This is a genomic window from Mucilaginibacter angelicae (genome assembly GCF_042434235.1).
Lineage (GTDB): Bacteria > Bacteroidota > Bacteroidia > Sphingobacteriales > Sphingobacteriaceae > Mucilaginibacter > Mucilaginibacter angelicae.
Genome location: NZ_JBHLTS010000046.1, coordinates 1 through 1671, shown reverse-complemented (window position 1 = coordinate 1671; position 1671 = coordinate 1). Strand labels below are relative to the sequence as shown.

The window sequence follows — 1671 nt, the reverse complement described above, 5'->3', positions numbered from 1 at the left end:
TCATTGCGAGTAACGATCAGGGGAAACCTGAAAAAAAATGTAATGACGTGCTTTGGGATGAGAAGTAAGATATTTGCCTGGAAAAACAAGGTCAAACTACAGACCCCGTATAATCCTTGGGGCCTTTAAGAGCCCGCTTGCGAGTTTGGGACTGTCGCTTTTTGCAAAAATATTATAGGGAACCACCAGCTGGCAGGCTGGTGGTTTACCGCGCTTTTAAGCTTGAACTTTTTTAAGCGGCAGAGTTTGCCCTGTTTTTTACAAAAAGATATGGGCAAAGCTAAGCAAAACAAAAAGAAGAAAAAGGCGGGAGTGCCTGCCGGTTCAAAAAAGATGGAACGCTTCGGGGTACTTTACCCGCGTTCAGCGGGGATTGATGTCGGCAGCATGCTGATGGTAGTATCCTATACAGATGCACAGGACCTGATCCATCTTGCCCAGTTTAACGGTTTCACATCAAGTCTTTATGAATTGGCAGAGCTGCTGCAAAGAGAAAAAGTAGAGATCGTAACGATGGAATCGACAGGGAGTTATTGGATGGCCCTGCACCGGATCCTTGAGTTGCATGGGATGAAAGTAGTGATGATCAATCCAAGTCACTTCCGGAACGTATCTGCACAGAAAACGGATATAAATGATGCCCAGTGGCTGCATAAACTGCTTACCCATGGTCTTTTACGGGAATCGCATATTGCTCCGGCTTGTTATCAGGACCTGCGCCATTACATTCATGAAAGAGAGATCTGGCAGGATCAGAAGAGCGATACGTTGAACCGGATCCAAAACACCCTGACTAAAATGAACATCAAGTTTCAGCACCTGATCAGTGATATCGAAGGGGTGTCTGGGATGATGCTTTTACGGATGATTTGCTCGGGGATCAGCGATCCTGAAAAACTGCTCTCCTGTATCGATCACAAGCGCTTAAAAGCAAGCCGGGAGGATCTGCTAAAGTCCCTTGAGGGCGATTACCGGGAAAGCCTGATCAATATCCTTATACAGAACCTGAAGGCATATGACTTTTTTAAAGAACAGATGCACAGCTATGAGCTACATATCGAACAAACGCTGAAAGTGCTGGCACCGGGGATCATAAGCACAAAGAAACAGGGCATGGTTCGTAAGAATCAATATCATATTAACTTAAAGGATTATCTGTTGGCTATATTGGGGGTAGACCTGACAGCGGTGGAAGGCTTGGATGAGATCGGTCTGCTTACGATACTGGCCGTAACAGGACCGGATATGAGCAAATGGCCTACTGCCGGTCATTTTACGAGTTGGTTAAACCTGTCACCCCGCCCTAAAATAACCGGAGGTAAACTGGTGGGCTATGAAAAACGGATCACCCACAATCCGGCCACGCAGGCTTTCAGATTAGCAGCCAATTGCCTTTGGCAAAGCAAAGGACCCTTAGGACAGCAATACCGAAAATTGGCCGCAACCAAAGGTAAAGCCAAAGCGATAAAAGCAGTGGCCAGGAAAATTGCAGTCATCTTTTATAATATGGTACTCAAACAGGAAGCTTATGACAGTAGTAAAGTTCAGCAGGATGTAGAGGTACAAAAGGCAAGAAAGATCGCTCGTCTGCAAAAAGAAGCGCAAAAACTCGGGCTTACACTTCAAAATGCAGCTTGATTATGAACCAATTACTTGCACGTCATTATAAGG

The 1671-nt window shown here is 45.5% G+C and carries 1 protein-coding gene; it reads left to right on the top strand.

The genetic code is table 11. The features are described from left to right. The first annotated feature begins 270 nt into the window (after positions 1 to 270). Positions 271 to 1638, top strand: a complete 1368-nt coding sequence (locus tag ACFFGT_RS19225) for an IS110 family RNA-guided transposase (protein WP_377024139.1) — start codon at positions 271 to 273, stop codon at positions 1636 to 1638. The last annotated feature ends 33 nt before the right edge of the window (positions 1639 to 1671 follow it).

Coding starts and splice junctions, on each gene's coding strand:
- ACFFGT_RS19225 (WP_377024139.1), top strand. CDS start 271: ATGGGCAAAGCTAAGCAAAACAAAAAGAAGAAAAAGGCGGGAGTGCCT.